This window comes from Bdellovibrio sp. HM001 (genome assembly GCF_055397275.1).
In genome coordinates, this window is the sequence record NZ_AP029174.1 from 1,925,092 (window position 1) to 1,951,012 (window position 25,921).

The 25,921-nt window shown below is 48.3% G+C and carries 30 protein-coding genes; 10 read left to right on the top strand and 20 right to left on the bottom strand.

What is annotated here, in order from left to right:
* Positions 1 to 84: 84 nt before the first annotated feature.
* Together ACZ5ZZ_RS09245 and lon are read left to right on the top strand one after the other, a co-directional pair.
* Positions 85 to 1,428, top strand: a complete 1,344-nt coding sequence (locus ACZ5ZZ_RS09245; RefSeq protein WP_464139038.1) for a sensor histidine kinase — start codon at positions 85 to 87, stop codon at positions 1,426 to 1,428.
* Between the two features lie 196 nt (positions 1,429 to 1,624).
* A complete protein-coding gene (gene lon / locus ACZ5ZZ_RS09250; RefSeq protein ID WP_464139039.1) occupies positions 1,625 to 4,006 on the top strand; it encodes an endopeptidase La in 2,382 nt (793 codons plus the stop codon).
* On the opposite strand, the gene ACZ5ZZ_RS09255 is transcribed toward lon, so the two are convergent.
* On the bottom strand, positions 3,981 to 5,771 hold the full coding sequence (locus ACZ5ZZ_RS09255; RefSeq protein ID WP_464130793.1) for an SLC13 family permease: 1,791 nt from the start codon (positions 5,769 to 5,771) through the stop codon (positions 3,981 to 3,983). The two genes, lon and ACZ5ZZ_RS09255, sit on opposite strands and share 26 nt — an antisense overlap.
* 254 nt (positions 5,772 to 6,025) lie before the next feature.
* Here ACZ5ZZ_RS09255 and ACZ5ZZ_RS09260 point away from each other — a divergent pair, with 254 nt between their 5' ends.
* Genes ACZ5ZZ_RS09260 through ACZ5ZZ_RS09275 form a run of 4 tightly spaced genes read left to right on the top strand, consistent with a single transcriptional unit; the run spans position 6,026 to position 8,887 of the window.
* Positions 6,026 to 6,688 (top strand): PilZ domain-containing protein, encoded by a 663-nt coding sequence (locus ACZ5ZZ_RS09260; RefSeq protein WP_464116964.1) that lies wholly within the window; start codon positions 6,026 to 6,028, stop codon positions 6,686 to 6,688.
* 55 nt (positions 6,689 to 6,743) lie between these two features.
* Positions 6,744 to 7,076 (top strand): hypothetical protein, encoded by a 333-nt coding sequence (locus ACZ5ZZ_RS09265; protein ID WP_464116965.1) that lies wholly within the window; start codon positions 6,744 to 6,746, stop codon positions 7,074 to 7,076.
* Between the two features lie 5 nt (positions 7,077 to 7,081).
* Complete coding sequence (locus ACZ5ZZ_RS09270) at positions 7,082 to 7,852, top strand: nitroreductase family protein (protein WP_464116966.1); 771 nt, start codon at positions 7,082 to 7,084, stop codon at positions 7,850 to 7,852.
* 6 nt (positions 7,853 to 7,858) lie between these two features.
* Positions 7,859 to 8,887 (top strand): AI-2E family transporter, encoded by a 1,029-nt coding sequence (locus ACZ5ZZ_RS09275; protein ID WP_464116967.1) that lies wholly within the window; start codon positions 7,859 to 7,861, stop codon positions 8,885 to 8,887.
* Positions 8,888 to 8,944: 57 nt separating this feature from the next.
* On the opposite strand, the gene ACZ5ZZ_RS09280 is transcribed toward ACZ5ZZ_RS09275, so the two are convergent.
* The 8 genes from ACZ5ZZ_RS09280 to ACZ5ZZ_RS09315 form a co-directional block, all read right to left on the bottom strand.
* Positions 8,945 to 10,561 (bottom strand): fumarate hydratase, encoded by a 1,617-nt coding sequence (locus tag ACZ5ZZ_RS09280; RefSeq protein WP_464142381.1) that lies wholly within the window; start codon positions 10,559 to 10,561, stop codon positions 8,945 to 8,947.
* Positions 10,562 to 10,685: 124 nt separating this feature from the next.
* A complete protein-coding gene (locus ACZ5ZZ_RS09285; protein WP_464139040.1) occupies positions 10,686 to 11,735 on the bottom strand; it encodes a tyrosine-type recombinase/integrase in 1,050 nt (349 codons plus the stop codon).
* Positions 11,736 to 11,912, bottom strand: a complete 177-nt coding sequence (locus ACZ5ZZ_RS09290; protein WP_464139042.1) for a helix-turn-helix domain-containing protein — start codon at positions 11,910 to 11,912, stop codon at positions 11,736 to 11,738.
* A gap of 6 nt (positions 11,913 to 11,918) precedes the next feature.
* Positions 11,919 to 12,050: a hypothetical protein gene (locus tag ACZ5ZZ_RS09295; protein WP_464139043.1), complete on the bottom strand. Its 132-nt coding sequence runs from the start codon at positions 12,048 to 12,050 to the stop codon at positions 11,919 to 11,921.
* Positions 12,051 to 12,509: 459 nt separating this feature from the next.
* Positions 12,510 to 12,653, bottom strand: coding sequence for a hypothetical protein (locus ACZ5ZZ_RS09300; RefSeq protein WP_464139044.1), 144 nt, complete (start codon positions 12,651 to 12,653; stop codon positions 12,510 to 12,512).
* Between the two features lie 59 nt (positions 12,654 to 12,712).
* Positions 12,713 to 13,762 carry an AAA family ATPase gene (locus tag ACZ5ZZ_RS09305; RefSeq protein WP_464139046.1) on the bottom strand — a complete coding sequence of 350 codons (1,050 nt, stop codon included), beginning with the start codon at positions 13,760 to 13,762 and terminating at the stop codon, positions 12,713 to 12,715.
* An 18-nt stretch (positions 13,763 to 13,780) separates the two neighbouring features.
* Positions 13,781 to 14,032 carry a hypothetical protein gene (locus ACZ5ZZ_RS09310; RefSeq protein ID WP_464139047.1) on the bottom strand — a complete coding sequence of 84 codons (252 nt, stop codon included), beginning with the start codon at positions 14,030 to 14,032 and terminating at the stop codon, positions 13,781 to 13,783.
* Between the two features lie 493 nt (positions 14,033 to 14,525).
* A complete protein-coding gene (locus ACZ5ZZ_RS09315) occupies positions 14,526 to 14,747 on the bottom strand; it encodes a helix-turn-helix domain-containing protein (protein ID WP_464139049.1) in 222 nt (73 codons plus the stop codon).
* A gap of 97 nt (positions 14,748 to 14,844) precedes the next feature.
* Here ACZ5ZZ_RS09315 and ACZ5ZZ_RS09320 point away from each other — a divergent pair, with 97 nt between their 5' ends.
* The 4 genes from ACZ5ZZ_RS09320 (at position 14,845) to ACZ5ZZ_RS09335 (ending at position 16,651) form a co-directional block, all read left to right on the top strand.
* The gene (locus ACZ5ZZ_RS09320) at positions 14,845 to 15,219 is read left to right on the top strand and encodes a helix-turn-helix domain-containing protein (RefSeq protein ID WP_464139051.1); all 375 of its coding nucleotides are present in this window, start codon (positions 14,845 to 14,847) and stop codon (positions 15,217 to 15,219) included.
* A 31-nt stretch (positions 15,220 to 15,250) separates the two neighbouring features.
* Positions 15,251 to 15,772: a hypothetical protein gene (locus ACZ5ZZ_RS09325; RefSeq protein WP_464139052.1), complete on the top strand. Its 522-nt coding sequence runs from the start codon at positions 15,251 to 15,253 to the stop codon at positions 15,770 to 15,772.
* Between the two features lie 304 nt (positions 15,773 to 16,076).
* Positions 16,077 to 16,310 (top strand): helix-turn-helix domain-containing protein, encoded by a 234-nt coding sequence (locus ACZ5ZZ_RS09330; protein ID WP_464139053.1) that lies wholly within the window; start codon positions 16,077 to 16,079, stop codon positions 16,308 to 16,310.
* 35 nt (positions 16,311 to 16,345) lie between these two features.
* Positions 16,346 to 16,651 (top strand): hypothetical protein, encoded by a 306-nt coding sequence (locus ACZ5ZZ_RS09335; protein WP_464139054.1) that lies wholly within the window; start codon positions 16,346 to 16,348, stop codon positions 16,649 to 16,651.
* Here the strand turns inward: ACZ5ZZ_RS09335 and ACZ5ZZ_RS09340 are convergent.
* The 11 genes from ACZ5ZZ_RS09340 to ACZ5ZZ_RS09390 form a co-directional block, all read right to left on the bottom strand.
* Positions 16,635 to 16,883, bottom strand: a complete 249-nt coding sequence (locus ACZ5ZZ_RS09340; protein ID WP_464139057.1) for a hypothetical protein — start codon at positions 16,881 to 16,883, stop codon at positions 16,635 to 16,637. The genes ACZ5ZZ_RS09335 and ACZ5ZZ_RS09340 overlap by 17 nt on opposite strands.
* A 73-nt stretch (positions 16,884 to 16,956) precedes the next feature.
* Positions 16,957 to 17,316 (bottom strand): hypothetical protein, encoded by a 360-nt coding sequence (locus ACZ5ZZ_RS09345; protein WP_464139058.1) that lies wholly within the window; start codon positions 17,314 to 17,316, stop codon positions 16,957 to 16,959.
* Positions 17,316 to 17,549, bottom strand: a complete 234-nt coding sequence (locus ACZ5ZZ_RS09350; protein WP_464139059.1) for a hypothetical protein — start codon at positions 17,547 to 17,549, stop codon at positions 17,316 to 17,318. The genes ACZ5ZZ_RS09345 and ACZ5ZZ_RS09350 overlap by 1 nt, the downstream gene beginning before the upstream one ends.
* Before the next feature lie 26 nt (positions 17,550 to 17,575).
* Complete coding sequence (locus tag ACZ5ZZ_RS09355; protein ID WP_464139061.1) at positions 17,576 to 17,902, bottom strand: hypothetical protein; 327 nt, start codon at positions 17,900 to 17,902, stop codon at positions 17,576 to 17,578.
* 9 nt (positions 17,903 to 17,911) lie between these two features.
* The gene (locus ACZ5ZZ_RS09360; protein ID WP_464139062.1) at positions 17,912 to 19,900 is read right to left on the bottom strand and encodes a hypothetical protein; all 1,989 of its coding nucleotides are present in this window, start codon (positions 19,898 to 19,900) and stop codon (positions 17,912 to 17,914) included.
* A gap of 9 nt (positions 19,901 to 19,909) precedes the next feature.
* Positions 19,910 to 20,629 carry a hypothetical protein gene (locus tag ACZ5ZZ_RS09365; protein ID WP_464139063.1) on the bottom strand — a complete coding sequence of 240 codons (720 nt, stop codon included), beginning with the start codon at positions 20,627 to 20,629 and terminating at the stop codon, positions 19,910 to 19,912.
* 123 nt (positions 20,630 to 20,752) lie between these two features.
* A complete protein-coding gene (locus ACZ5ZZ_RS09370; protein WP_464139064.1) occupies positions 20,753 to 21,784 on the bottom strand; it encodes a hypothetical protein in 1,032 nt (343 codons plus the stop codon).
* Positions 21,784 to 23,553 (bottom strand): hypothetical protein, encoded by a 1,770-nt coding sequence (locus ACZ5ZZ_RS09375; protein ID WP_464139066.1) that lies wholly within the window; start codon positions 23,551 to 23,553, stop codon positions 21,784 to 21,786. Before ACZ5ZZ_RS09375 ends, ACZ5ZZ_RS09370 begins: the two co-directional genes overlap by 1 nt.
* A 2-nt stretch (positions 23,554 to 23,555) precedes the next feature.
* Positions 23,556 to 24,554 (bottom strand): hypothetical protein, encoded by a 999-nt coding sequence (locus ACZ5ZZ_RS09380; RefSeq protein ID WP_464139067.1) that lies wholly within the window; start codon positions 24,552 to 24,554, stop codon positions 23,556 to 23,558.
* Positions 24,554 to 25,417, bottom strand: a complete 864-nt coding sequence (locus tag ACZ5ZZ_RS09385; RefSeq protein ID WP_464139069.1) for a tail fiber domain-containing protein — start codon at positions 25,415 to 25,417, stop codon at positions 24,554 to 24,556. Before ACZ5ZZ_RS09385 ends, ACZ5ZZ_RS09380 begins: the two co-directional genes overlap by 1 nt.
* A 9-nt stretch (positions 25,418 to 25,426) precedes the next feature.
* Entirely contained in the window at positions 25,427 to 25,900 is a 474-nt protein-coding gene (locus tag ACZ5ZZ_RS09390; protein ID WP_464139070.1) for a hypothetical protein, read from the bottom strand.
* Positions 25,901 to 25,921: the final 21 nt, after the last annotated feature.

Genomic DNA, 25,921 nt, shown 5'->3' on the forward strand with positions numbered 1-25,921 from the left:
CCTTAGGTGACTTTTAACACTACCAGACCTCTAAGTGATCTTTCGTTAGCGACGATGATAAGATGAAGATGCTGGAGGCAACGTATGGAAGTAGATACGATGCGATCACTGGAACTTATCAAAGACATCTACAATGTCGACCAGTTGCTTTCAGGAAAGGCCTATATCCAAGAGCTTGTTCATCGGCTGGCAACGGCCCTGAACGTAAAGTGTGTTATGGTAGGCCACGCGCTGGAGCCGGAACGAAAACGCATCCAGACGGACTATCTGTGGGCAGCGGACAAATTTGTTCCAAATGTCATCTATGACCTGGCCGAAAGCCCTTGCAACGAAGTGATCTGCGGAACACGCGTGAAACACTACAACTCTGAAGTCCAACTGACTTTTCCATCTGACAAGATGTTGAGGGAAATGAGCATCGAATCTTACATCGGGGCCCCCTTTCTGCACACCGACGGGGGCCTGATTGGTCTTTTGGTGATCATGGATGAAAAGCCGTTCAAAAATCCGATCATGCTTTCCTCAGTGGTGGAGTTTTTTGCGGCACGCATTGGAGCGGAGTATCGGCGCCTGGCGGTGGAAGAGTCCCAACTGCGCATAAAAGAAAAGCTGGAACAATTGGTTCAGGAAAGAACAAGAGAATTACAACAAGCGTTTGCCTCACTCCAGCAAACGCAAAAACAACTTATTTCTCAGGAAAAGCTGGCCACCATCGGGCGCATCACTCTTGGCATTGCTCATGAATTAAAGAATCCTCTGAACATCATAATCAATGCGGCGGAAATTCTGCAAACAGAGGATCTGGACAACGATTCATACAAAAAAGTCGCTACCATGATTCAGCAGCACAGTTTGCGCGCCAATGACATCATCACCAATATGCTCAAACAAGCACGCCAAGAGCCCAACCAAAAAGCCGAGTGGGTTGATCTTTCTGCAGTGCTTGAACAAGCTGTGGACATCCACCTTCGCTCTATCACCAATACCGAGCTGCGCTCCCGTTTGCAGAAACACATTGCCATATCTCCGGCCATTAAAGCCTGTCTTTGGGATGTTCCGGGGATTGAACGCGTTCTTATAAATATAATTGATAACGCCCTCTATGCAATGACCGAAAAAATGCGAAGGATCGGCACACCCTACACACCTGAAATACAGGTCTCCCTGACACAAGAATCTGAATTCTGTCGTATTATAGTGCGCGACAACGGAACTGGCATCGCCCGGAAACATCTTTCCAAGGTCTGCGATGAGTTTTACACAACCAAACCCGCCGGGGAAGGAACCGGTTTGGGACTTTGGATCGCCAAGCAGATTATCGAAAAAAACAGGGGCACCTTGAGCATCTCCAGCGAAGAGGGCTTCTTCACCGAGATCACCATCGAGCTGCCAAAATCGGCCAACGCAAATCAACAGGAACTGCCATGATTAAACATGAGTCCATTAATTATCTTCACCACTATTCCGGACCCCAAAGTTTTGCGAATTAACATCAACGAACCGCAGGAAAAAGACAGTCGCATCATGTAGTGTAAAGGAATATGGCGTCCACCTGACTTGACGAATCTCAGATCGACACCATGTTTTCGATAGCCCCTTTAATTCGGGTGGAAATGAGGTAGATGTGTCTTACGTATCTGGCTTCGTCCCGGTGATCCCTCTGAAGAATTCTGTGTTGTTTCCCGACATAAGTATGCCTTTACGGATTGGACGAGAAAAAAGTATTTCTGCGCTTCAAAAAGCTCTGCGCGACAACCATTGGGTGATTCTTTTAACACAAAAAGATCCCAACGCTTCCGTCAGTGGCATTGAAGACCTTTATCAAGTGGGAACCCTGGCAAAAGTGGAATCTTTCCGCATGGATGCCGACGGAAGTTATAATATTTTTGTAAAAGCTCACCAACGTGTGCGAGTTGTGCAAAGCCAGGAAAGCGACGGACATCTGCAAGTTCAAACTGAGGCTTTGGAGGACACCAGTCGACTGGATAAAAAAACCGAGGAAGCCCTCTTGGCAAGTTTGCGTCAACTCAGCGATGATCTGTTGGATTTATTACCCGGAAACACAAGACAAATCCGTGAGATGATTGCTGAAATTGAAGATCTTTCGACACTTGTCAATATGTGTGCAGCCTATGCGGATATCAGTCTTACGGACAAACAAGAGGTCCTGGAAATCACTTCGTTGAAAGATCGTGCCTTGAAGCTTCTGGATCGCCTTCAGGAACTCAAAGAGCGTCTGAAAATTCAGCGTGGCATCCGCGACAAACTTCAGGAAAGCTTCCAGCAAAATCAGAAGGAAAGCATCTTGCGCGAACAAATGCGCGTGATTCGCGAAGAACTTGGCGACAACGAAGGCGAAGACCTTTTCGCGAAGTTCAAGGAGAAAATTGATAAGTCCGGAATGCCACAGGAAGCAATGGATCTGGCGCGCAATCAGTTGAAGCGCTTGGAAACTTCCAATTCCGCGTCTCCGGAATATCAGATGATTCGCACTCATCTGGAGCTTATGACTTCTTTGCCTTGGAATCAGTCTTCGGCGCAGCAGGAAATTGACCTTGAAGCGGCGGAGCGCATACTCAATGAAGATCACTATGGCCTGGATAAGATCAAAAAAAGAATCCTGCAACACCTGGCGGTTATGAAACTGCGAAAGTCCCATCAAGGTTCCATTCTGCTTTTCATTGGCCCTCCGGGCGTAGGCAAAACCTCTCTGGGTAAAAGTATTGCTCGAGCCTTGGGCAAAAAATACGTTCGCGTCGCCTTGGGGGGCGTGCGTGATGATGCGGAAATCCGCGGTCACCGCCGCACCTATATTGGCGCGCTTCCGGGACGAATCATATCGGCCATTAAAAAGGCTGGAGAAAATGATCCCGTCTTCATCCTGGATGAGATCGACAAGCTCACACGCGGATTCGGCGGTGATCCTGCCAGCGCCATGCTGGAGGTCCTGGACCCTGAACAAAACAACAGCTTCCAAGATCACTATCTGGACACACCATTTGATCTGTCGAAGGTCTTCTTTATCGCCACGGCCAACTCTTTGGAAGGCATTCCCCTGCCGCTTCTGGACCGTATGGAGGTGATTGATCTGAGCGGTTACACAATTGATGAAAAGCGCCAAATCGCTCGCAACCACCTGTGGCCAAAGCAGCTTGTTGAACACGGGTTGAGCGAAGGTCAACTGCGTATCACAGACGAGGCCCTGACAAAACTTCTAACCCATTACACCCGCGAGGCCGGAGTGCGTGATCTGCAAAGAAAGATCGCCACGATCTGCAAACACATGAGCCTTAAAATTGTCCAGGCCGCTGCTCTTCCACTTATGGTGGAAGAAAAAGACCTGGAAGAAATTTTCGGGGCAGAAAGATTCTCAGCGGATATGATCGGCAGTCTGTTGCCACCAGGAGTGGTGACGGGTCTTGCCTGGACTCCAGTGGGTGGCGATATCCTGTTCATCGAATCCGCACAGATGCCGGGCCAAGGTCAATTGCTGCTGACCGGCCAACTGGGTGAGGTGATGCAGGAATCTGCAAAGATCGCCTTGAGTCTTCTGAAATCGCGCCTGCCAATCCTGAATCCACTCTTGGACTTCAGTAAAAAGGACATTCACGTGCACGTCCCTGCCGGAGCCATCCCGAAAGATGGGCCCTCCGCCGGCGTGACCATGCTGACTTCAATTGCTTCCTTGTTACTGAACAAACCCGTGGATCCAAAGCTGGCAATGACCGGTGAAATCTCACTGCGTGGCAGTGTCATGCCTGTGGGTGGAATCAAAGAAAAGGTTATTGCCGCACATCGAGCGGGCGTGCAGGAAGTTCTACTGTGCCGAAGAAATGAAAAGGATCTGAAAGAAATTCCGGAAGACATTCGCAAAGACCTGCGCTTCCATTTTGTGGAAGACGTCAACGAAGTTCTAAAGATCACCCTTGGAGTGGATCTGCCACGCTGGGATCAGCCCCAACAGCTGCCCCCGCCTCCGCTTAGTTCCACAGACGCAGGGACATAAAACTGGTGACAATGGCAATAACGGCTGTCAGGGGAAGACCGATTTTCAGGAAATCCACAAAGCGGTAATTCCCCGGCCCCAGAATCAATAAATTCCCATGATGACCGATCGGAGTCAGAAAAGATGCAACGGCTCCGACGGTCACACACGCCACCGCCGCCGTCGGCGAGACATTGGCCGCCTTAGCAAAGGCCACCGCAATAGGTGCAATCAGAACCGTGGTGGCAGAGTCCGACAGGATCTGAGTCAACAATCCCGCGGCAACAAAGAACGTCAGCATGATCACCCAAGGATCCCAGTGAGAAATCATGCCCGACAGATTTTTTGCAAAGATCCCCGCCAAACCCGTGTTTTCCATAGCCAGCCCCAGAGGAATCACCCCTGCGATCATCACGAATATTTTCACTTCGATGGATTCATAGGCATTTCGCAAGGACACACACTTCGTAAGAACCATCATCACAGCCCCTGTTAAAAAAGAAATATGCGGCGGAAGAATTTCTGTTGCTGCCATAATCACCGAGACCAGCATAATAACGCCCGCAAGAGGGGCTTTGTTTCTCTTCTTCGGTCGAACCTGCATGGGAAACAGTAAAAGAAAATCGCTGCTCTGATGAATCTCGTCCAGTTGATCTTCATACCCCCATAAGATAATCAGATCCCCCTCTTTCAGGCGCACCTGAGAGATTTCATGATAGATCCAACCATCCTTTCGCCATAGCGCAATCACCAGGACACCTAAGGTGCGAAGAAAATCAACCTCTCCGATGGTTTTACCAACGAAGGGCGACTGAGGAGAAATAAGACCTTGCACAATCATGGGCTCTTCGGTTTTCTTCGCTGGGTCCCCACTTTGCACCTCTTCGCCGTATTTCTTTACGGTCCTAAGAGCCAATCCTGTTTTCTCATCCACAGATAAAAGTTCGTCTGGCGACGTCTTGACCAAAATAATGTCCTGCTCTTGCAAAACAAAATCAGAATCCAAAGTGGAAATACGTTTTCCGTAGCGCTTGACACCCACAATCTCAAAACGTTTGACATTCTCCTTCTGAAACTGAGCAAGCCCCATGCCCAGCCATTGGGATTTTTCAGTGACAATCAGCTCGGTAAAGACTTCATCAATTCTGAATTTGTCGTCTTGCCGATCGCGTCCGGACGTCTTGGGAAGAACCCAGAGCATTAACAAAATAAAAACAACTCCCACCCCAACCAGCACAGAACCCAGAGGAGTGACCTCGAAAAGACGCAAACCCGGCTCGCCGGAACGCTTAAGAACGTTGTTTGCCAGCAAAAAAGCCGGAGCACCGATCAATGTCATTGTGGTCCCCAAAGAGGCCGCCGTCGCCATCGGAATCAACAGCCTGGATGACGGCATATTGTGTTCACGGCACATTCGCATCACAATCGGAAGCATCATCGCCGTTACCATCAGGTGGTGAGTGAAGGCCGAAAGGCCCGCCACCGTCACCATGATCACCAGATTGGCCAGCCATTGATTTCTGCCAGCAAATTTTCCCACAGCGTTGCCGATGGCATCTGTCAGTCCCGTGGCGGTAAGACCTGATGACAGGACAAACACCGCCGCCACAATCAGGGCGGGCTCACTGGCAAAACCGGAAAAGGCCTCTTTAGGATCCAGAACACGGGTGATGGCAAGCGCCAGGATGATCAAAATCCCAATCAAATCCACGCTCAGCTTTTCACTGATAAAGAGATACAAAGCACCGGCCAAGATGAACAAAAACATGATCTGATTTAAATCCATAACGATGATTATGAGTTCACCAGGACTCAAGAGCCAAATTTCATCTTGGCAAACTCATCTCCGATTTTGTAATGGCCAGAACGAGCGCTGTCGTGGGCCGCCGAGTCTCAAAATGAGAGCTTCAACCTAACACTGTTAGAAATCTCTAGACACCTGTTCAGGGACTTTCAGCGCCAGAGCCCTTTAATTCATTTCTGAGCTGGCAGAATGCTTGCTTTACAGTCGGGAAAGCAAAAACAAAAGGGGGCTTTCGCATGAATACACAAGTCTTTATCACGGGTCAGAGTCGCATTCCCACAGCACTAAAAAAAGATCCGACACTCAGCTGCGCACTGATTGAAAATCCATACGATCTGCGTTCCGCATTAAGCGGTGATGAAGGGGATAAAATTGTCGTGGTCTTCCTGCCTTTTTTAGAAGTGCGTCACTTTGACCTATACAGCTTTCTTCAAAAAAGCATCCAGAACGTAAAGATCTTTTTTGTTGTGAATGAGCTTTCCAGCAATATGAAAATTCGCCTGAAACACAACAATGACTTTGTCGTTCTGTGGAAAACCGAGGAAAACAACCTGCCCAAGGACATTCATGCCTATCTGGAAGGACGCCAACTGGAATTGCGTCAGGACAAACGAGAAACCCAGGATACACGCGCCATGCTGAGTCCCTCCATGCTGCCTTTGGGCGTGGAAAATCGCGGCTTTCAACCCATTCTAGGGGGGGCTTTTGAAAACATCTCGCTGAACGGCTCTTGCCTTAAAATTAAGGCTCCGTTTTATGCGAAGAAGGACTTTATCAACCTCACCTACCAGAACAAACAGGGCGAATATGTCTCTGTGGAAGGGCAAGTCCGATGGTCAAAATGGAATGAGGCCGAACAATCCCAAGAGCTGGGCGTACAGTTCCTGACACAGGCCTGAAACATATTGCCTCCCCCTCTAAACTGTGCGTTGATTGAGAGGCGGAGGCTTCTCTATGAAACAACTGATTGTGCTTTCACTGACTTTATTTATGTCGCAGTCTTTTGCGATGACAAGAACTATCACCGTCAATGGCCATGGTTCCGTGAACTCTTATTGCAATGCCAACAGCGGTAGTTTTTGTTTTAATGACATCAAAAGAAGATCCGAGAGCGATGCTGAACGTGACGCTCGCTGGGCTTGTGAGATGACCCATCGTGGCCGCTCGTTGACCTACACGCTCTTTACAAACACATTCTGCTCGCCAAGTTATCTGCCGCCTCAGCATGACGGCACCTGGGTCAACTGCCGAACAGATGCACGCATGCAGTGTGAGGTTCAAAACTAAAACTTATGTCAGACAAGAATATTTTTAACGGCATCCCTAACGTAATGCACTCAGAACCTGCCATCGAATGTAACTTTGATGAATTTAAAAAGGTCGTCGAAAGCCGACGCTCGGTCCGTCACTACACGCAAGAGCCCATTCCAGATGAGATCGTCCAGGAGTGTTTGCGCTTAGCCTTGTTGGCCCCGAACTCCTCAAACCTGCAGCCTTGGGAATTCTATTGGGTGCGCTCTGAAGACAAGATTAAGAAACTTAAAGCCTTCTGCCTGAATCAGCCAGCCGCCAGAACCGCGCCGACTTTAATCGCCTGCGTGGCCCGACCGGATCTGTGGCAACGCGGCCAGCACATCAATCAGCAATACTTTGCAAACCGCCCGGACACCCCTAAAAGTGTCCATGCATATTACAACAAACTTGTGCCATTCGTGTATGGCAACGGTCCTTTGCATATTCTGGCTCCGTTTAAATCTCTAGTGGTCGCGATTCTGGGCCTTTTCAGAGTGATGCCCCGCGGCCCCTTTGGTCGATCCGGAAATCTTCTTTGGGCGACCAAGACCACGGCTCTAGCCTGTGAGAATCTGATGCTGGCTTTCAGAGCCGCAGGATTTGACAGTTGCCCTATGGAGGGCTTCGATGAAGTTCGCGTCAAAGATCTTTTGAATCTGCCCTCAGAAGCATCCGTCACAATGATCATCAGTGCCGGCAAAAGATCCCCGCAAGGGATTTACAGCGAGCGCATCCGCGGAGCTCAGGATTTGTTTATCAAAAAGGTATAACCAGCTATGACTTCTTTTACAAAAAACCAATGGGTGAATCTGATTCTGCTCGTGCTACTGACCGCTGCTTTTGCCTTTATCAATTTTCCGTTCCTGACGCCGCTGGTGCTTGCCGGCATCTTTGCCTTGGGACTGAATGATTTTATTGAAAAACTCAGCAAAAAACGCTGGGGTCGCAAAACCTGGACTCTGCTGACTTTGTTCGCGGGATTGTTGCTGCTTTGGGTTCCCCTGGCTTTGGCCATCTATCGCATCATTGTCTACATCAACAAACCTCAGAACATTGAAACCGATAAAATCGTGGCGCAGGTTCACAATCTTAAAGACTACACCCTGAACGGCCTGCAAAAGTTATCCGATTGGACCGGAACAGACCTGGCCGGACCCGCTCGCGACGTCATGGAAAGCATTCTGCAAAAAGTCGGCAGCGGGTTGTTACAGCATTCCACGGACCTGCTGGGGCAGCTTCCTGCCATCCTGCTGATGAGCTTTGTCTTTATCATCGCACTGATGGTACTTTTAATGAAAGCCGCGGAGATCCGGGAGCTGACTTTGAAATTCACCCCGCTCAAGCCGGGAGCAACAGAACCACTGATTGAAATCTGCAAAAAAAGCTGTTCCGTGACGCTGTTTTCAACCTTGGTCATCGGACTGATTCAGGCCTGCGTGATTGGATTGGGAAGTCTGATTTTTGGCGAAGGCGATTTCTGGCTGGTCGTCACTGTCACCTTCTTTGTTTCTTTCATTCCGGTGATTGGCGCCGCCCCGGTGGGCTACCTGCTAAGTCTTCTGGCCTTTATCGGTGACCGTACCGGATCCGCAATCGGGCTTTTCATTGTTGCCACTATCGCGGGAAGCATCGACAACATATTAAAACCCTTCATGGTGGGAGGCGAACAAAAGATCTCTCCTGTCATCGGATTCACCTGCGTGGTCGGAGCGATCATCATGATGGGGCTTCCCGGACTTATCATTGGACCGGTGATCATGAATCTTTTCGTGGGAATCTCACCCTTGCTGATGAAGGACCTGTAAGCAGGATCAAAACGGCAACAGCAAAAAGCCTCTCATTTCTGAGAGGCTTTTTTGTTTCTACAATTTGCGAATAACTGATTTGAAGAAATCATTTCCTTTATCATCCACAATAATAAAGGCCGGGAAGTCTTTCACTTCGATCTTCCACACTGATTCCATGCCTAGTTCCGGGAAGTCCAAAACCTCCACCTTGGTAATGCATTCCTTACCCAAACGAGCCGCAGGACCACCAATAGATCCCAGATAGAATCCACCGTATTGCTTGCAGGCTTCAGTCACCTGAGGGCTGCGGTTTCCCTTACCAAGCATGATCATCGACGCCCCCAAACTTTGGAAGGTTCCCACGTAAGGGTCCATACGTTCACTGGTTGTCGGACCGAAAGAGCCTGACGCATAACCCTTTGGTGTCTTTGCTGGACCAGCATAATAAACCGCATATTGCTTAAAGTATTCCGGCACCCCTTCTCCGCGATCGACTTTTTCTTTCAGCTTCGCATGCGCAATATCACGTGCGACGATCATGGGACCGTTTAACATCACGCGGGTTGCCACTTTCTGGGCAGAAAGAATCTTCAAGGTCTCGGCCATCGGCTTGTTCAAATCAATTTCAATGGCTTCCGCCCCGGCATCCTTGAGGTGATTGGGCAAATACTGCTCAGGATGAAGCTCCAACTGCTCCAGGAAAATACCCTCGCGAGTGATCTTGCCTTTGATGTTGCGGTCCGCAGAACAGCTGACCCCCACACCAATCGGGCAGCTGGCGCCGTGTCGCGGAAGACGAATCACACGCACATCGTGCACAAAGTACTTGCCACCAAACTGGGCGCCAATGCCCGTCTCACGCGCCCATTGCTCGACTTGTTTTTCCATTTCAAGATCACGATAGGCACGTCCCCCTTCGTTTCCGGACGTCGGCAAACCATCCAGATATCCCGCTGAGGCATATTTCACAATTTTCAAGGTCTCTTCCGCCGAGGTTCCGCCAACACAGAATGCCAGATGGTACGGAGGACACGCAGCAGTACCCAGGGAATTCAAAGTTTCGCGAACGAACTTTTCAAATCCTTCAGGATTCAGCACGGCCTTGGTCTTCTGATACAGATAAGATTTGTTGGCACTGCCCCCACCCTTCGCCAGGAACAGGAAGTTGTATTCATCACCCTGCTCCGAGTAGATGTCGATCTGCGCCGGAAGATTGCTGCCCGTGTTTTTTTCTTCAAAGAAAGTTATCGGGGCCATTTGCGAGAAACGCAGGTTTCTTTTTTGATAAGTGTTGTAAATTCCCTTGGACAGGAACTCCTTGTCATCAACACCGGTAAAGACGCGCTCGCCTTTTTTCCCAACCACAATCGCGGTTCCCGTATCCTGACAGGAAGGGAATTCCATTTGTGCGGCGATCACGGCATTGCGAAGCAAATCCACCGCGACGAAGCGATCATTGGGCGACGCTTCAGGGTCCTGTAGAATTTTTTCCAACTTCTCCAGATGTTTGGGGCGCAGCAGATGGGACACGTCGCTCAGCGCTTCCTGGGCTAACAATTCCAGAGCTTCCGGCTCGACCACCAGAATTTCACGGTCTCCCATCTTTTCCACGCGCACGTGGTCAGAAGAGATTTTTTTGTATTGAGTTGTATCTTTTTGTTTTTCGTAGAGTGGGAAGTATTTAAATGACATGCACTGAAAGTAGCATCGCGTCGTGTTCGCGCGCAAGCCTCGGTAGCGTGCGGCGATTTCTTCATTTCTCGAATGAAGAGAGTAGTGTGTTTTTGCGAAATACCCCAATTTTACCGCCATGTGGTCACTCCTCAATTTTGAACAAAGATGCCACAACTCGGGTATCTTCGGGCGTGAAGTGTAGGTATGTTTTCTGAGCCTCATCCAAAGATAGGCCGGCAAAATCACAAATAAGAGCCGGATTCACGGCATTTTTAAAGGCATTTGTTAACCCAGTGTGTCTTAGGTCGTGAAAGCGCCCTGAAATCTTGGCGGCCCTCTTGGTCTTAACCCAATGATTATTGCTCGATGATCGCCCCGCTGGCTTCGTTAAATCGGATTCTGATGGGAAAACCCATGAGCTGGACTTTTCTTTTTCAAGAGCCTGTAGGCGCTCAAAAACGGCCGGCGAAATAGCAAAGGTTCTGGACCTGCGTATTTTGGTTTTCTCGGCAGGCAAATGAATGAGCCGCCTCTCAAGATCAATCTGGGACCACTCAAGTGACCATATTTCACCATGACGCATCATCATTTCAACGCCCATGCGGATTTGAAGGTCCATCGGACCCTTTGCATTTTTGAGTAATGATTGAATCTCCGCTGGAGAGTAGATTTTTCCCGCATTAATCTCCGGATCCACATCTTCAAGAATTGGACGTCGCGGAATTGAGCCTTCAGTAGAAAGCCAGTTTAGAAAGTTCTGAAGCGTCTTACGTTCATTGAAAAACTTTCGCCCGGGGCTTTCGGATCTCGCCTGTATCACCCACATCATCCAAGAGGTCTCGGTTACGTCCTGGATTAGCATATGCCCAAATGCTGGCTTAAGATGGATCCGCCATGACCTTTCGTTGGCTTCGAATGTTCCCTCAGCCTTGGATTTTTTCAGTTCCAGGAATTCTGGGAATTTATCCTCAACGAGGATGCCTTTCCCGGAAAAGCGGACCTTTTCTCCGAGAAACTCAGCAATTCGCTTATCTCGAGCAATCCTGGCATCTGTCAGGATCTCGGTTTTCAGGGACTCCTCAATCCGCCCCTTGCCGGCGCGATAAAAGCGAATCCAAAAGACGTTGAGCCTTTTGTAAAGGTTATGGTTCTGCTTCCCGCCGACTTTGACGAGAGGGATCTTCGTAGACATTTAGGCCACCTTTTTAGTGATCCACTTCTCGACATCTTCACGCTTAAACAAAAGCTCTTTCCCTGGCTTATATGCTCGCAGGTTCCCGCGTTTGATTTCTTCGCGGATGTGCCTTTCAGAGCAGCCGGTGATCTCAATAACCTCTGTCAATTTGATGTAGCTCAACTTAGTAGACATATTCCCTCACGCTGCATTCTTCTGGTCATCATGGTCTGGAGGGTTGATTGTAAACATACGGCAAACCAAAGCGATGATCGGACCGCATGTGATCAAATAGATCCCGACGAACTCGGCGCACATTCTTACTATTTCCATATTCCCTCCAAAACTCCCAACACCGCGCTACCCCGTTAGATTTACTCGTTTTAATTTGTTCAAGCTTTCGCTTAGGCCCGCTTGTGTGGTTTTCAGGGGAATGATCTTGCCCTGTGCGCTCAGGTTTAGGCCCCTACGAGTTACCGCGAGCCACAAGATCACTCCACTCAAAACAACATTCAAAAACATGAAACCGCGCTACCCGTAAGTTTTTACTTATTTTAATTGGTTCCCCCGAAGGGAGGCCCGCTAGTTTCAAGTGAGTCTACTTGGGGGGATCGAACACCCGGACATATCTGCCCATGCCATTACAAATAGACTCGCTTCAAACTCCCTTTTCTGATTGGCTCATCTAAGGGTAAAGGGCCTTTCTCGGGGGACCGAGCAATGTTTTGGGCTGCGCTTCCTGTCAATCAATCCGCTCACCATGAGGGATTAGGCCCGCTTGCCCGTTAAAAATTAAGCAATAACTGAGCTTTCTTCAGCGCAGTCTTCACAAATAGCTTCCTCGCCGTCGGGGTTATCGGTGATCACCTCTCCGCACTCTTTGCAGTGCGATCCGCAATCAATTCCACGAATTACAGGCGTTGACCAGATACTCATGTGTCCTCCTAAAAGGTGCCCCACTAACGCAGGGGCCTCGGCTCTTTCGAGCGTGGCTACTAGCTTACTGCCTCGTTAGCATCCAGTTTTGGTGGATGTTGCTCGCGCTTATCGATACCGAGTTCATAACGAAGCTCCTGAACTCCCTCTTCGAGCTTTAATAATTCCATGTGCTCAATTCCAGTTTTTGTTGATGTTCCAAAAACTTTAATCAACATATTTGTTCTGTTTGATTTTGCCTCTGCCGATGTCCCGGACATTCCTCCCAGGGTTAATGCTTCCTCGATAGATTCAATCGCAATATCTCTGCGGCGACGCTTTTCTTCGTAAGACCAGTCGCGGTCCCCAAAAATCTCAGAAGAGTCGCGGTCAGTGTCGATACCCTTATGCTCTCCGCCGATATTTAGGAAATCCAAGAAGGGCTTAAAAGTCTTGAAGTTTGGACGGTCGAAAGATTTACCGTTCATTGTGTTCGTTCTATCTTTCATAATCCAAGCACGATTGATAATTCCATCTTTGGTTTCTACGCGCTCCATTTCGATCAGAATATCCGGCTCAAAACCAGTCTCACCCTCGACCTTCATTTTGGTGCCGGATTTGATCATCTCCTGCTTGCCAGTATCCTCATTGGTTTGCGTATCATAGTCGTAACCAGCACGACCTAACATCAGGATATGGATTGGAGAGTTGATATAAGCGTCAGTGTATTGCTTCCACTGTCCTTTTAAAATTCCCCAGTCGTACATGGTCAGGGACTTTTTGTTGTACTTTTTGGCGTATGAATCACAAAGGTCACGCCAAACGTGCGAGATGGAGTCGATAATAAGTACAGGGATTTTAGCCTGCTCGACCTCTTTAATTACGGCCATCAAGTCGGCGAATGATCTGCCCTTGTGTACTAAAAGCTGAAGCCCAGCGGTTTCAATATCCTTCTTAACGAAGTCGGATCCCTTCTCTGTATCGAAAAAGGCGATCTGACCGCCTTTAGATAGCTTTGCAAGTCCGATTGCAATTTCCTTCGCTGTAAACGTCTTTCCAGAACCAGCGAAACCCATAATTCCAGCTTTCATGTATGCCGTATTGTTTTGTGCCACTTTTAAAAGTCCCATTGCCACGCTCCTTTTTAGTTAGGCTATTGAGTCATCGTTATTGTATTCACGCTTAAAACTCTGCGAATTAAACCAATCAGCGCAGATGCGCTCTAATCTATTTTTCGCGCTTTCTGAAAACTTCGCCAGATCCGCCATCTCATAGAAGCCGGTGAAGTCCGAATAGATTTCCACCTGGACAATCACGACCATGCCGCCGTTCAAGACGAAAGAGACCTGGATGTCTCGAAGCATTTGGACTTCGTTGTCAGAAATCGTGTGTGTTTTCATCTCGCACCCTTCAGGCAAAACAATGCCAGTCGCCCACTTCTGGGCGAAAAAGTTACAAACTCATTTTTATTTGATGCGTAAAATTCGGTGTTCTTTTAAAAGGCAGACATTCAACGTGAGTTCATGCTCCCTTTACCAGGAGGTATATCTTGACACACATTTTGAATAACCCGATCCAAAGCGCTTAGAGGTGCGAAACTCTTCGCAGGCAGTAGCCGGGTAAGTTAGGAAAAACCGAACGTCGAGCACGTAATTCGCTCAACACTCCTATCAACTGCTTGGCTTGAGGTTCGCAACTCAAGTAATTCAATAGATAGTCTCTCACGCGAGCCCCGAAAGGCAGAATCAGAGAGAACGTTCAGCAACCGCAAACTGCCTTGAGGCGAGCCGGACAACGTCCACTCTCCAACATCGCAACGGACGGAACCTAACACCTTTTTAAGAACACCATGTTCTCATCGAAGACCCAGCGCCAACTGGAGCTTCTGTGAGATCAGGAAGCCTTCTTCTCATCCGCGCCAACGGTGGAAGATGCTTCAATTTCCAATTCCCTGAAAAGGAACTTCCGAGCTGACCTTCCAAGCGCTCGATTTCCATTCAGTGCCGAACTCAACGTGTTCGGTGTGACTCCTATTGCTTCCGCCAAGTCTTTCACTTTCAGCTTCTTTGCCTTGATCACACTCTTGATTTTCTTACCGTCAAACGTTTCGTTCATGCATGCATAATAACATATTGTTACTGTTTGTAAATAGATAAAGTAACATATTGTGTTGTTTGTATTTTTTTCAGATCGTGTAAACTAAGTGGTTGAAATGACTAAAAAAGACGAATTGCCGCACATCTCAAGACGCATTATTCAGCTCCGCGAAGCCCGTGGTTTGTCACAAAAAGACCTCGGAGCGTTAGCGGGTGTTACTGCTCCGGCAATCACCATGTGGGAAACGGGCAAGCGCTTTCCTCGCGGTAAAAATCTCAAAGCATTGGCGAAGGCCCTAGGCGTCTCAGAGGCTTCTATTATGGACCCAGACGCGCCAGAAACAGACCGATCTAGTGACCGCTCCACCCTCATCCTAGAAATCCAAGACCTACTTAAGAGTATGTCCCAGGAAGATCTGGAAACCCTGAAGGCATCCGCCGAAAATCTGATCACGCTATCAAAGTCCGCAAAGAGCTCTGCCGCGAAGTAAAGTATTTTGTGATTAGTCCGATATATGGGCTATGAATAAAATTGTAGCAGCACTCCTACTGTTAACAGCGTCATGCTCACCCAACGAATCCAAAACGACTGAGTCTCAACCCAAGGTGACGTTGCGCTATGAGGAGATTAAAGGATCATGGTATAGAGACACATCTGCACCAGAAAGAACATTACTAACTTTCGACCTAGTCACTATAGCGGAAAATGGTGACATTGAATTTAAAATATCAAAATCTTTTAACGACTCGAAAGGAATCCGCTTCGCAAAACTTTCTGGAAACATCGCGCCATATGGTGAAAAATATCGCGCTGTTTACACTTATCACACTTGCCAATCAGCAAAGGTTTCCGAAATTCTTGATATCTGGAAACAAAGTGGGCAGCTTTTTATTACCTACGAGAGTGGGGAAACGGTCGGATACCAAGCGGCACCAAGAGGATTTGACGTTATTCCTGATACTATCTTAGAAGATGATAACTGCCGGATTATTACCTCTGTTTCAAATAAAAACTCTCGAAAGCCTGCCTCCAGCAAAAAGTAATCATCCCTTCCCTCCCTGGATCAACTTCAATTCAACATGTGGGGGCTTGCGCTCCCGCTTCTTTCTCGGCGTCGCCACCGATGACAACTCGAGTTTCTCCAGCTCCAGAACTGCCACAAGGATCATCGCCTTAATCTGAGACAGCTTCCTCTGCATACATTCCCCTTACCGCTCAGCAATACTTTCGGCTTGTCTAAACAGAATCTTTACGACAAACAAGATATTTTGATTAAGACATGATCAAAGGTTCACGTACCTCTAAGGTTCGTAATAATGTGTGTTAAGCCGATAGACAATGTCCATCATGACGGACATCCATAAGCTATTCTGCCAAAATCTCACGACATTACGAAAAAAGCGGGGCTTCACCCAGGAAGATTTTGCGGAAGCAATGGGAACATCCGTCAGATACGCCCAGGCACTAGAATACGGCTACAAAACAGGTCGACACTGGCCTTCCCCCTCAAAGCTTCGCACTCTTGCCAAAGTTCTTAAGTGCGATACTCAAGATTTCTTCAAGCCGGTCAAAAAAGCTTAACTAAAGTTTGTTTTCTGAGTTCCGATTTATTTGGTATGAAAAACATCACCATTCTAATTATCGCATCCCTGTCTCTTTCTGCCTGCATGACCACAAAAGAGCACATAGTGAACGGTCAAAAGATGTATGAAGTGAGCTGCAACGGCCTTGCCCGCTCTTATATTGACTGTCAGACTGAGGCTTCTAAGAAATGCGCTGAGACCGGTCAGCACTTTGCTCCGGTATCAAGCGATGGAACCCAGGCATACATGGGCAGCGCCAATGGCTTCACACCCGTAACCAACAGAACACTGCTTTATAAATGCGTTGATCCAGAAACCCCAACTATGGTTGGACATTAGGTTTGAACTTATCCTCGCTCTGCTGGTCGACCGCATCCGCCTTGCGATCCCAGCTTGAAATGGCTTCATCACACTGGATGAGTTTCTTTTTGCAGACCTTTATAAACGTGGTCTTGATCTTCACCCATGCCGGGTATGGCACATAGACCATTGTTGGCCGGAGCTCCCACCATGTTTTGCCATCGTATTTATTCTGCTCGTCGATCACCATATCATTGTCGGATACGGTCATGGTGCATCGGCCTTTTTCGAGGTTTATCTCTGTGCAGACAGGAATATCAGGGACTTGTATCGATGCACATCCGCTAAGCAGTAAACTTAGCAAAAGCTTTGAACTTTGAGAAAAGAATCTCTTCACGGCGGGCCCTTTCTTCTTTAGGGATGTCGGGATTATTCTGCGCCAGCCAGTTATCAACCGCTGCCTCCATAAACTCAACGCCTTGGGAGCTTGTCCGAACGTCGATGTATTTAAAGAATGTCGCGACCTCTGTTTCATCAGCAGATTTGGTCATGATGTCTTTAACCTGATGCTCGATCAGCCTATAAAGCCACGGGTACGCTGCAATGAATGGCATCTTAGATACGAGGGCCCCCATAAAGGCCCTCGTGTTAACCGTGACGAACGCAAGCTTAATGGCTTTGACGAACTCGTCACGCATTCCCATTACGCCCCCGCCTGCTCGGCCAGCACCGCATTTGCGGCCGCCAAGAAAGACTTCAAGCCAGCGACAACCTTGTCATCGATCGGAGTTTTCGTTTTAACGGAAAGGATTTCAAGTTCCTTAACGAAATCAACCTTCACGCCAACATTTGCTTCCATAACAAGCATGGAATCAAGCTTAACGTCCGCTTTACCATACTCACCGATCGCGAATTCTTTTTTTACCAGTTCCTTCATATACCCTCCTTGGGTTGTTGTTGTTGTTAAATCTTCAAATGGTTTTTGATCTCTTTGATTTCCAATTTGATCTCGGTGAATTTCTTCTCCCCCTCATCCATGCGCAGATCCGTTTGGACAATGTGCTCTTGGAGTGTGCTGTTGAGATTCACCACAGACGTCTCAAGCTTCGGCATCGCTTCCATGGCGGTATAAACTGCCTTGAAGAACTTATAGAGTGGCTTCCTGAAAAGGAATGCCACCAGACCGAAGAACGAAACGACCATAAAGAACACGACCATGATTTCCATGATCTTTGCCATGTCGAATCCGAGTGCTTTCATGATGCCGAAGAATGCGATGAGTTCGGTCATTGGTTCTCCTTATTGCCTGCAAGATACGGTGAAGTATGCACCTGATTCTGCTGTTGTGGAAGTTGTAGCAACTCCCGATCTTCCATAGACCGAGTATGTATCTCCAGTTGAAACTTTTTCTGATACTACTGGAACAATGGATTGATATGTGTTTGCTACACCATTTCCGACAGGTGCATTACCGACTCTGTAGATGCTTCCATTCTTGTAAAGAGTCGCAAAGAAGTTTTGTGATGTGGAAAGATTTACAGACGCAGTTCCTAGTCGCACCGCAAACGAACACGTCGCCGGACCCTTCGCAGTCCACAATCCCGTAGAAGGATTATAAGAACCAAAAGTGTCTTCAATCTTAGTGGTGAACTTAATCAGAGAATCAGAAGTACCAATCGCATCGCCAGCAGTTCCCGCATAGTGAGTTTCCCATAGGGCTGTGGGGGACATGATAGGGATACCCATCTGTTTTGAAATAAGCAAACGGGTTGTGTTTCCTGTAGTAATAGTCAATGTATTTGTGGAATTATTACCATTTCCAAAAAGATAAAGTTCAACGTAATCGCCAGCATTTAGCGGAATATTGATTTGACCCTTTAGCGTGAAGAATGAGCCTGCTGGAGGAATCGCACTATCCAGCGCATAAGATGTTGACCCATTAACCACAAGCTGAAGTACATAATCTACATTAAGAACATTTATTCCTGAAACTGCTACTGCTGCTCCAATATCATAAACTCCAGAAGTTTTAATATTACATCTGAAATTTATGTAATCCCAACATCCTATAGTATCTAGATTGTTCACTCCTAAGCCATTAAGCTGAATCTTCACTCGACTTACATTAGGATTCACACCTGTTTGGTTAGATATAGTTCTGTAAACCCCAAGTGTCGCCGGATTGAAAGCATATCCATCCGACATCCTCGCGCCTGCGGACCAGCCTTGAATTGGGACTGTTAAGCTTACCGATATAGATGAGCCAGCTTCATCAGCATCAGTGCCGAGAATGATGTTATTGACCGCATTTTTCGTAAAATTGATGGAGTTACCAGACGCCCTTGTATCGGTATTTAGAAATCCAACTGTCGGATTGTAATAATAGCCAGAGCCAAGTACCGCACTTGCAAAAATTTTTGTAGTATCTATTGTTAGACCAGTTGGAAGGCTTAGCGTAAACCCAGCTCCAGTTCCGGTTCCAGAAGTATAGATGTATTCATTTTTAACTTCAGCACTGTCACCAACTCTCCTCCAACGACCGTTTAATGTTGCTGCTATTGTGCCTGCTCCAGACGTAATGGTTGGCGTATAACTCTGCCACTCAGTAATAATCGTCCCAGTAACATGCTTAGACTTCTGCACTTTCCCAGCGTCAACTTTCAAGGTGTACGCAGAAGCAGCTGTTGTAGCTTGATGCAGGCACACGCGGTATTTCTTGGAACCCAAAGTTGATTGGAACCAGCCGCGATAGTCACCCTTCACAGTCGTTGAACTCGTGTAAAGCTTAGAGCCGCCCTTTGGCTCAATCAATTTACCCGCAGTCACGTCATATAGATAAACCATCAAATCTGAATTTGTCGTATCAGATCCAGCATCAAACGTGCCGGAACCGACAATGTACTCAAACATCAAGTCCATCATTTCAACAGCGGCAATACCATTGTCCACGTCGAACTCAAACGCTACGCCCTGACCTCTCAAGTCACCCACTGGCTTAGTGATTAGCCAAGATTGCTTGTCGTACATTGGGGCTGTTTCACTTCGAGCAACTGTGATCGCCGGAGAACCGCCAGCACAGTCAACTGGCTTCGCACTGACAGCATCAGCATAAGCTGCCACACCTGTCAGAGTTACTTCAGCATCTCCAGACTTCCAGTAATTCGGAACTGAACTGATACCAGATCCTTGGTCAACTTGAAGAACTTTACTGTTTGCTTGATTCCACGCAAGCCCTGGGCATGCGCATCCATGAACCATGAATGCTAGAATTAACCATAAAAACTTCATAACCACTCCTTAGTTAGAAACCGATTTAATGAAATGCATGCCCAGCGCTTCGCTGTATCCATACGTGACCGACTGACCGAGACCAATAGTTACGTCATAGCCAGCCACCCCGGAGGCAGCATTGCTTGCCGGGATAGTCACCGGCTTTGAGTTTGATGTTCCAATCAATGTGACTTCCAGATCATCCTGGCGGGTCACACCAGGCGCAAAGAAAGGAATTGCATCCAAAGTGACCGGACCTGAGGTTCCTTCCACAAAGAAGGTCTGTCTGTTGGCGTATTGAACCAAATCAATCGTTCCGCCGCTTGTAAGATTGTTAATTACAGCAGAACGATGAACGACCTGGTTGAACCAACTGCTGTTATTGGTGTGCATTTGGATCTGCACACGCTTTTTAGAATCATTGTAAACCTGCCTGCCGATCATCGCAGGAAGGGCATCTCTTGCCGTATCGTCTGCCACAACCTGAATCGGGATTGCCTTCCAATTTGTATTAGCAATCCCCCCCTGAAGTTGATAGTTCATTTGATCAGCGAGGACATATACGATCAAACCGTCATATCGGTCCCCCGATGCGATCGCATTTCTCTCAGTTTGGTCTGCTACGGTCAGGATTCCAGAGCCAGAACCGCCACTGCCATACTCTCGCCATTTGTCGTTTCCGGTTCCTCCTGCAAGCTCGTAAGTCATTTGCTCGCCAGCCCCATCATCCAGGACTGTAACCTTCATTCCAATATATCGAACGAGCGCTGGGATAGCATCTCGGGCGGCGATGTCCACCACCACTTCCCTACTATCTAGAGGTACGCCCGAATTTCTGTTAAAGCTCGATGCTAATTCAATAGCCATGCGTTACCTCACAAAGGTGTACTGGTAAGATCCAGCCACAACAGGGTTTTTAAACTCATAGATGCGATAAGACTGAGATGTTCCATCCAGTCCAGTGATGTTTTCAGTACGCAAAGTCCAGTCTGTGAAAGTGTCGAAGTTGTTCACGTCAAAGATCTTGGTCAAAGCGCCGTAGCTGGCCGGGTATGCGAAATAAAGAACTTGCCCCGCCGTTGCCGCAATTGTCTCCGTCCTGCTCGCCGTGGATGAAATCACCTGCTTAGTAAGTCCTGATACAGCGGCCGCCGAAAGACCAGGAGCACCGGCACCAACATAGTACGGATAGACGAAATTGAAATTGACCGTGTTTGACGTTACTGTCGTTGGGCCGTTGTCACCGATCTGAGTATCATCGACCTGGGCACTGAAAGACGTGGTGTCTGTGAATGCCGTGGAATAAGTGTGCGTCTCTGTGCCACCATTTGGGATTGTTCCGGTCTTGGTGTCCAAAAGAGTCGCACCACGGTAGAAACGGACCTTGTCGATGGGATTGGATCGCTTGGTTACGAGTGCACTCAAAATGGTGCTGGCGACAGAGGCGCCTTTTTCGTAAATCGTGCCTGATCCAGATGCGCTCAGAGTGATCGCCGGGGCCACGTACTGGATCTTGATGATTTTTGCCAAGGTGTCCATGAGGCCCGTAGTCGGACCGAATTGCTCAGAGAATCTGGCGCTATAACCTTCAAAGATGTAGTCAGAATCAACAATCCCGCCGCCGCCGCCGTCGTTAGGTTTTACCTTATCGACAGTCCATAGCACCTCATCTTTGCTGTTCATCATCACGAGCTTGTAAGATCCAGGGGCCAGCCAGACATTGGCGCGGCCCGCGGAGTCCAGAATCACCGGATTGGTGTTCGGAACCAGGCCTGTGGAATCTGTGAAGGATACGGCCGGCGTATTTGTCCCGGCCTCGTAGGTCCAAAGCTTCCCGCCAGATAGGGGTTTGCCGTTGTTATCAAGCCACTGAGAAAGGATAAAGGGAATCGCTGCCGCCATTATTGGCCCCCTTGCGCTGTTGCTGTTCTGATCCTGCGCAGGACGCTTTCCATGCGCTTGGAGCCGGGAGCCGCGTCGGATGCTTCAATAAGAAGGTCTCGGCCTTGCTTGGATGAGCGAAGAGCCTCAAGATCCTGAGCCGGAATGCCCGCCTGGTTCAATTTGTCGATTCCATCAAGGACCCATTTTTCTGGGCCTTTTTTAGGGCGCTCGTTTTCTGCTGCACGAGGCAGCGCGGTCGCAGATCCTCCCGCTCCAGCTTCATTGGCTATACTGAACACCGCAGCGCGAAATGCTTGAGGATTAGTCTGCGCAAGCCTCGCCATTTGTGGTTGCTGCAAAAGTCGTTTTGAAATGCTGTCTAAAGTTACAGCGGCAGATGAAGAAATACGAGGCGCCACCGCTCTTCTAGTCATACCAGCAGCGATTGCTCCAGGCATTCCAGCAACACTTCCGCCCGCCGCGGTTGTCGCGACGTCTAAGAATCCGCCCATAGGTGATTGGTTGAGCTGAGCAGCACGACGCTCAGCTGCCTCCCGAATCGGGCTCAATAGAGCATAGGTGTCTTTTCCTTCTGTGAATGCATCTGAAAGACCTTTATTAGCGGTTAGGGCAGATCTCTCAACCTCTTGCTTAAATGCATCCGAAAGATGCGCCGAAGCTTGCTGATCGATCATATCGGGATTATTCCACTTGGTACGTCCCTGGAAGTTTCTCTTAGCTTGTTCGGCCGTTGATAATTGGATGTTTGACTGTCCGCGAGAGTAAAGGTTGTCGATTTCCGCTTGAATCTGTTTGATTAACTTTTCATTGCCAGGAGTCTTATCAAGATCGGCGATTGTCGCTTCGAGCTTTTTCACCACATTATCGACCGATGCAGTCACGCCCTGCTTATCAAGCTCATCAAGCGCATCTCCGATAGCCTTTCCGGCTTTGCTTTGTGCTTGACCAACCCGCTCGGCAATATTCTCCGCGGTATCGCCAAATTTAATCAACTTTCGATCTAGGAGCTCTCGGCCAGCTCCATCGCGAAACTTTTCTGACTGCGCTGCGGTGGCTCCTGTTGAGTTTTCAGCTAGCTTTTCTGCTGCCCGACCGATCCTTTTGCCGACGATGTTTTTTGTGTTTGAAATTGTTTGTCCTGCTTTAGCGACACCTTTGAATAGAGCATCGGTTCCGACTGAAGCGCCAGCCCCCATCAAAGCACCTACGCCAGCATTTTGCGCTCGATCAGCAAGATCAAGGTCGCCAAGTTCACCTTCAGTCTCTCCTGTATTCTGAAGAGCTCCATATGCTGCACCAGCTTTTGCAGCATTACCGGCGCGAGCAAGCATAGTGGCTCCCTGTGCTGCTCTTGCCACCGGAAGTGATGAGGCGATGGCGCCAGCCGCTTGGCCGGCAGCGAATGCACCTGGATTCTCATTAGCAAGGTTTTGTTGGCGCTTGTTGTACGAATCCCGAGCGGTGACATAGTCATCAGCTTGAACGTCGTTACCAGTTACAGCATTCAAAGCCGCAAACAATGGTTTTTCAACTGCCGCCTGGATGTTGTTTAGGTAACCAAGCGTTGCTGCCTCACCGAACCCCTCAAGGGCCGCCTCAGCAGATCTAGGATTCTCTTTCTTTGGAGATTTCGACTCAAGCGGAGTCCAACTATCAGTGCCCACCTTTTTATAGGTGATGCCATTCTTTGCAGTTCGAGTGACTGGAGTCCACTGATCCTCACCTACCTGCTTATAGAAAGTCCCATCTTTGGCTTGTCTTTCCATCACTACCACTCAATCTCACTGCCTTTAAAGACAGTGGCCGACTGTTGTGATTTCCGAATCTTATCCGTAGGCCTACCAGAAAGTTGAGATACGCGCCCGCCCCTGGATGAATACCTCTCTCGGACTTCCGGCGAGTATCCCGCCTCACGGTTTTTCATCTCGGCGTTGACGGCTCTTTTATACCGCTGCAGAGCTGAAACCAGCTCCGCCTCTGTATTAAACTTACCTTCACCAAATTCTGTTTTAAGCCTTGCAAGCTCAGAATTTACAACGGCAGCGCCAGATCGGTCCTTTAAAACTGTGTTGAATACTTTTGAAGCGGCGCCTTGTAGATTTCTAGCATCACTGTTGTAGAAAGAAACTCTCCCTACTCCAGGAAAAGAAACTCCTGGCAAATCAACCTTATTACCCCCGACATAGATATTTCCATTTTCAACCTCGGCCTCAGAAATTGGGAAGCCAAGAGTCCCTTCGATTTCATCCAATGCGTTCGAGGCATCTTGTGTTCCAGAAAGCTCTTTTGACAACTTTTGAGTCTGATCATCCAACTTAGCTTCTTTTCGCTCATACAAACTGTTTTGAAGCAAAGACCTTCTCTCCGCCCTCGCCTCCGCCCGGTCTGCCGCTGAACTTTGGAGGGCTCTATTTTTGTAATCGCGATCCCAAAGTTCCTTCTCTTTGTCAGCCAGGGACTTCTGAGATGCCTGATCTCTGGTGTATTGTGTGTTTCCGATGTTGTATGCAGCCTCACCTGCGTAAGGATTCCCAGTCAACATACCGAGTGCGCTTTGGGCTTTCCCGATATCGTAAGAAGTTGAACCATCTGGATTTTGCACAATACCAGCTTGATAGGCCTTTTGAATATCCGCTTTGTGTGCCAGATCTTGCTTTGCAAGATCACGCTGCTCCATGGTGTTTTTCATCTCCATGCCGCGCTGGAATGATCCGAAAAGATCCATCGGTTGAAGTCTGCCGTACATGCTTGTATCAATGCCCGCCATTATGCCACCTCCGCATCAGCCATTGTTGCCAAGAACAAAGAAAGAACTTTAGAAAGGTCGATCATTTTATTGCCGTCTTTATCTTCAACGACAATCCACTTACCTAATTTTGACTTCTCAAGGTCTTGAGCGAGGATTCCGATATGAACGCCAGGATCGCCGTGCAGAACATCTTTGTATTCGTAGTAGAAGGCGCGAAGCTCCTTACGAAGTTCGTCAATATCCTTCTTTCCAATAGGCTCAATGTTCTTTTTAAGGCGATGATCGGAAAATTTGGTGGCAAGCCCACTAACGACTGTGTTGGCAAGTTGCGCCTGCTGATTCGCTTTACCCATTTCAGCTGCAGCCTGCGCATTTCCAAGTCCCATGTGATTGTTGGACGTCTGTGTTGCCCAACTTCCGGAGGCATTTGCCAAATTGTTGGCAGCGTTAGAGCCGTACCCGGTCAACTGAGAAAGACGGTTATATTCCCGATTGTAGGCCTTGTCGTATTCATCGGAAGCTAAGTTCTGCCCGTAAGCAGTCAATGCCTTCAGTGTGGCGCCGGAGTTACCCATTCCGCGTGCTGCTGCCGCGTTATTAATTGCGGTGTTGCCTTGCTGAAGCCTGAATTGATATCCCGCATCGCTCCCTAAGGAAGATGGATCCAAGATATTACCGCCAGAAAGTTTTTGAAGTGCCGTCAATCCGGACTGATTGTAAGGATTGAGGTATTCGGTCTGATTCTGAAGCCCAACATTTAGAACCTGATTGGCCTTCCCTGTCGCCTCGGCCTGCGCCGCAGCGGCTTTATCATTGGAGTTTCCTCCGAAGATATTCATCCCCGTGGCGTTATCAACAAATCCACCAATTTGATCAAACATAAGTACCCCCTATCCCCATCCACCGACGGGCTTACTCAAAAGCGCCGCCATGGTTCTTGTTCTGTAAGTAAGTTTTTGCGGAGTCTTGGCATCAACAGTTCCCGCCATATTGGTAGAGACATATTGAACCTGACCTTTTGCGGTGACTGAGAAAGTAATCCCGCCAGCATCCGGCCCACTGCCTGCCATTTTTGTGATGTTCCAAGTTCCTGCGCGTGGCTTATAAACCAGGCGCAAAGTTCCAGCCTCAATCAGTTCAGTCGCGCCAGTGCCTTTACTGACCCTTTGAATCAGGTAGTCGATATAAATCAGATTGACCTTATTGAAGTCGAACTGAAGTCCCTCAATATCCAGCGCAGTGCTTTGGTTGTTTTTTAGATCGAATGAAATCTCGATAGACGTTTGCTTCACGCGATCAAAGATGGATTTAAAGAAACCCATCCATGCCGTTGATACCCGGCCAGCCTTTTCGCTGAAGTCCATTTGCTCAGGATAAAATAGTCC

Coding starts and splice junctions, on each gene's coding strand:
- ACZ5ZZ_RS09245 (WP_464139038.1), top strand. CDS start 85: ATGGAAGTAGATACGATGCGATCACTGGAACTTATCAAAGACATCTAC.
- ACZ5ZZ_RS09255 (WP_464130793.1), bottom strand. CDS start 5,771: ATGGATTTAAATCAGATCATGTTTTTGTTCATCTTGGCCGGTGCTTTG.
- ACZ5ZZ_RS09260 (WP_464116964.1), top strand. CDS start 6,026: ATGAATACACAAGTCTTTATCACGGGTCAGAGTCGCATTCCCACAGCA.
- ACZ5ZZ_RS09265 (WP_464116965.1), top strand. CDS start 6,744: ATGAAACAACTGATTGTGCTTTCACTGACTTTATTTATGTCGCAGTCT.
- ACZ5ZZ_RS09270 (WP_464116966.1), top strand. CDS start 7,082: ATGTCAGACAAGAATATTTTTAACGGCATCCCTAACGTAATGCACTCA.
- ACZ5ZZ_RS09275 (WP_464116967.1), top strand. CDS start 7,859: ATGACTTCTTTTACAAAAAACCAATGGGTGAATCTGATTCTGCTCGTG.
- ACZ5ZZ_RS09280 (WP_464142381.1), bottom strand. CDS start 10,561: ATGTCATTTAAATACTTCCCACTCTACGAAAAACAAAAAGATACAACT.
- ACZ5ZZ_RS09285 (WP_464139040.1), bottom strand. CDS start 11,735: ATGTCTACGAAGATCCCTCTCGTCAAAGTCGGCGGGAAGCAGAACCAT.
- ACZ5ZZ_RS09290 (WP_464139042.1), bottom strand. CDS start 11,912: ATGTCTACTAAGTTGAGCTACATCAAATTGACAGAGGTTATTGAGATC.
- ACZ5ZZ_RS09295 (WP_464139043.1), bottom strand. CDS start 12,050: ATGGAAATAGTAAGAATGTGCGCCGAGTTCGTCGGGATCTATTTGATC.
- ACZ5ZZ_RS09300 (WP_464139044.1), bottom strand. CDS start 12,653: ATGAGTATCTGGTCAACGCCTGTAATTCGTGGAATTGATTGCGGATCG.
- ACZ5ZZ_RS09305 (WP_464139046.1), bottom strand. CDS start 13,762: ATGGGACTTTTAAAAGTGGCACAAAACAATACGGCATACATGAAAGCT.
- ACZ5ZZ_RS09310 (WP_464139047.1), bottom strand. CDS start 14,032: ATGAAAACACACACGATTTCTGACAACGAAGTCCAAATGCTTCGAGAC.
- ACZ5ZZ_RS09315 (WP_464139049.1), bottom strand. CDS start 14,747: ATGAACGAAACGTTTGACGGTAAGAAAATCAAGAGTGTGATCAAGGCA.
- ACZ5ZZ_RS09320 (WP_464139051.1), top strand. CDS start 14,845: ATGACTAAAAAAGACGAATTGCCGCACATCTCAAGACGCATTATTCAG.
- ACZ5ZZ_RS09325 (WP_464139052.1), top strand. CDS start 15,251: ATGAATAAAATTGTAGCAGCACTCCTACTGTTAACAGCGTCATGCTCA.
- ACZ5ZZ_RS09330 (WP_464139053.1), top strand. CDS start 16,077: ATGACGGACATCCATAAGCTATTCTGCCAAAATCTCACGACATTACGA.
- ACZ5ZZ_RS09335 (WP_464139054.1), top strand. CDS start 16,346: ATGAAAAACATCACCATTCTAATTATCGCATCCCTGTCTCTTTCTGCC.
- ACZ5ZZ_RS09340 (WP_464139057.1), bottom strand. CDS start 16,883: ATGACCGTATCCGACAATGATATGGTGATCGACGAGCAGAATAAATAC.
- ACZ5ZZ_RS09345 (WP_464139058.1), bottom strand. CDS start 17,316: ATGGGAATGCGTGACGAGTTCGTCAAAGCCATTAAGCTTGCGTTCGTC.
- ACZ5ZZ_RS09350 (WP_464139059.1), bottom strand. CDS start 17,549: ATGAAGGAACTGGTAAAAAAAGAATTCGCGATCGGTGAGTATGGTAAA.
- ACZ5ZZ_RS09355 (WP_464139061.1), bottom strand. CDS start 17,902: ATGACCGAACTCATCGCATTCTTCGGCATCATGAAAGCACTCGGATTC.
- ACZ5ZZ_RS09360 (WP_464139062.1), bottom strand. CDS start 19,900: ATGAAGTTTTTATGGTTAATTCTAGCATTCATGGTTCATGGATGCGCA.
- ACZ5ZZ_RS09365 (WP_464139063.1), bottom strand. CDS start 20,629: ATGAAGGTTACAGTCCTGGATGATGGGGCTGGCGAGCAAATGACTTAC.
- ACZ5ZZ_RS09370 (WP_464139064.1), bottom strand. CDS start 21,784: ATGGCGGCAGCGATTCCCTTTATCCTTTCTCAGTGGCTTGATAACAAC.
- ACZ5ZZ_RS09375 (WP_464139066.1), bottom strand. CDS start 23,553: ATGGAAAGACAAGCCAAAGATGGGACTTTCTATAAGCAGGTAGGTGAG.
- ACZ5ZZ_RS09380 (WP_464139067.1), bottom strand. CDS start 24,554: ATGGCGGGCATTGATACAAGCATGTACGGCAGACTTCAACCGATGGAT.
- ACZ5ZZ_RS09385 (WP_464139069.1), bottom strand. CDS start 25,417: ATGTTTGATCAAATTGGTGGATTTGTTGATAACGCCACGGGGATGAAT.
- ACZ5ZZ_RS09390 (WP_464139070.1), bottom strand. CDS start 25,900: ATGGACTTCAGCGAAAAGGCTGGCCGGGTATCAACGGCATGGATGGGT.